Consider the following 2,058-nt stretch of genomic DNA (forward strand, 5'->3'; position numbering starts at 1 on the left):
CTGGTCCCGCCGGACGCCGAGGCCGCCCGGGACACCGTGCGCGACCTCGTCGACCGCACCCTCCGCGGCCTCGGCGCCGCAACCTGACCCCCACCCCCGCGAGTCGCCACCCCAACCCCGCGAGTCGACGCTCCAGTCCCGCGAGTCGACACCCCAGCCCCGCGAGTCGACGCGCTGGAGCCGCGAGTCGACGCTCCAGGTTTGCGAGTCGACGCGCTGGAGCCGCGAGTCGACGCCGCCGGGCTGTGGCCGCGGTCGGCACGGGGGCGGCGGATCACCGCCTCAGAGCCAGCCCTGCCCCAGCGAGTCGAGTACCTTGTGCAGCTCGCCGGGCCAGTCGAGGTGGCCGGCCTGGTCGTAACCGACCGAGAGGATGTTCAACCGGTCGCCACCGCCGGTGAGCAGCCCCGCCTTCTTCTCCGACTCCAGCACCACGTCCATCCCGTCGGAGCCGGCGACGAAGGTTACCTCCAACTGCTCGAGCCGCGGGTAGTTCGGCGATCCGGAGAACTCGATCTCCTGGTAGAACGGCAGACTCTGCCGGGTGCGGGGGATGCGCCCCGCCTCGACGTCGGCCGAGTGCAGCCGGAACCCGAGATTCTCCAGCGCCCGGAGGACGAGGTGCTGCACGGGCAGCGCGCCGACACCGATCGGGTCGGTGTCGGTCGCGTCCATCGCGCCCCGGACGTCGACCACCGTGCGCACGGCCACCTGCGTCTTCCCCCGCAGATGCGCGTTGTTGTAGAACGTGATCGGCGTCTCCACCGGGACCGGCAGCCGGAACGGCAGCTCGACGACCTGCCCGGGAGGCAGCGAGACACCGCCCTCCTGCACGGCCACCCGCCCGAACCCCCGCAGGGCGTCGATCTCGTCGTCACCGAACTCGTGCTCGGCCCGGGTGACCAGCTCCACGTACACACCCGAGATGTCCTGCTCCACCTCACCGGAGCGCAGGCGGATCACACCCTCGACGACACCACCGGGCTGCGCCCCCTGCTCCCGCAACGTGGTCTCCACCTCGACGCCACCGACACCGACGGCCGCAAGCAACTTCTTGAACATGCGACGACCCTATCCACGTCGCGGACACGGCAGGCGCATCTTGATCATCTTGGTCCGATTCGGACGTGGTCACCTCCGGCAACGGGTGTGATACCCCGACTACCCACCTTCTGAGAGAGGCCACAGGACACGGCACGTAACACCACGCGCGCCCGATACCGACAGACCAGAGGTTCACAATCCGCCGGAACAGGAGGTCGCTGATGCGCTCGCTCGTCTACGGGCACGTGGACATGCACGACTGTCTGGCCGTCGCCGACGCCGACACCGCCTACGCGGAGGCCCGGGAGATCACCGCCATCGCGCAGGCACGGACCTGGGGCGAGGCGCGGAAGGTGAAGTCGGTGCACGCCACCAACCCGGTGACGCTGATCGAGGAGGACGAGGACCCGGCCGAGCTGGCCGCCGAGGACGAGCCCTTCAACATCGTCGAACTGGGGATGATCGCCGATGGTGACTGGCCGCCGATGGTGGCGTCCCGAGCTCTGGAGCTGCTGCCGGATCCCGTGCGGGCCCGCTTCGGCGAGCTGGTCGACACCGTGCACAACGGCGACTACCTGGAGATCCCCGTCGAGTACGAGGACGCCTTCGTCGCCGAGCTGCGTGCCCACGGGTTCTCGGTGACCCGCGACGACAACGTGATCAACCTGCTCGACGGGCGGGGTTTCAGCCCGATCTACAACACCTGGGAGCCGGTGTAGCGGCGCGGGGCGGCATGCCCCGCCCCGCTTTCCGCAGCGGCGACCGGACCGGCGCGCCGCACCCGTGTGGTAGCGCATCGGCGACACCGTGCGCTCGGACGCACGGTCATTCGCCGATAACCGGGGGTGCTGTGCGCTCCTCGGTCCCGAACAGGCTGTCCGGATCGGCCTCGACGAGGTAGCCGGGCCGCTGGTGCTCTTCGTCTTCACTGCCCTGGCCACCACGCCCGGCACCGGCCCCCATCGGCGCACTACCCATGCCCCCGCGCCCCGCCGCGGAGGCCGCCGCGGCGCC

The 2,058-nt window shown here is 70.6% G+C and carries 2 protein-coding genes and 1 pseudogene; 1 reads left to right on the forward strand and 2 read right to left on the reverse strand.

All coding sequences use genetic code 11. From position 1 onward, the window contains the following. Positions 1-282 precede the first annotated feature (282 nt). Positions 283-1,062: a sporulation protein gene (locus tag ACTIR_RS0103900; RefSeq protein ID WP_026453287.1), complete on the reverse strand. Its 780-nt coding sequence runs from the start codon at positions 1,060-1,062 to the stop codon at positions 283-285. A 203-nt stretch (positions 1,063-1,265) separates the two neighbouring features. Here ACTIR_RS0103900 and ACTIR_RS0103905 point away from each other — a divergent pair, with 203 nt between their 5' ends. After that, positions 1,266-1,763 (forward strand): hypothetical protein, encoded by a 498-nt coding sequence (locus tag ACTIR_RS0103905; RefSeq protein WP_026453288.1) that lies wholly within the window; start codon positions 1,266-1,268, stop codon positions 1,761-1,763. A gap of 106 nt (positions 1,764-1,869) precedes the next feature. On the opposite strand, the pseudogene ACTIR_RS27095 reads toward ACTIR_RS0103905, so the two are convergent. Beyond that, positions 1,870-2,058 (reverse strand): annotated as a pseudogene (locus ACTIR_RS27095) (hypothetical protein); the annotation flags it as partial.

Source organism: Saccharomonospora iraqiensis subsp. iraqiensis (assembly GCF_000430445.1).
Taxonomy (GTDB): Bacteria; Actinomycetota; Actinomycetes; order Mycobacteriales; family Pseudonocardiaceae; genus Saccharomonospora; species Saccharomonospora iraqiensis.